General features: G+C 72.1%; 1 pseudogene. It reads left to right on the top strand.

From position 1 onward, the window contains the following. Positions 1-272 (top strand): annotated as a pseudogene (locus tag V5F48_RS25140) (MFS transporter); the annotation flags it as partial.

Below are 272 nucleotides of genomic sequence, written 5' to 3'. Positions count from 1 at the left end.
GCGGTGGCGTGCGTCATCCTGGGGGTCGAGGATCGCGCCATCGGGGAGGAGGGCGCCACCGGCCGTCCGCCGCCGGTGCGGCTCGCCGATCTCCGGCAGTTCGACGGCGCGTTCTGGGGCGTCGTCGCCATCGGCGTGGTGTTCACCCTTGCGCGGTTCAGCGAAGCCTTCCTCGTGCTGAAGGCGCACGACGAGGGCCTGCCGCTGGCCCTCGCGCCGCTCGTTCTCGTGGCCATGAACGTCGTCTATTCGCTCGGCGCCTATCCCGCCGG

The sequence above is a fragment of the Xanthobacter autotrophicus ATCC 700552 genome (assembly GCF_043194565.1).
Classification (GTDB): domain Bacteria; phylum Pseudomonadota; class Alphaproteobacteria; order Rhizobiales; family Xanthobacteraceae; genus Xanthobacter; species Xanthobacter autotrophicus_F.
The sequence above is the reverse complement of the archived record's forward strand: the minus strand, read 5'-3'. Positions and strand labels throughout refer to the sequence as shown.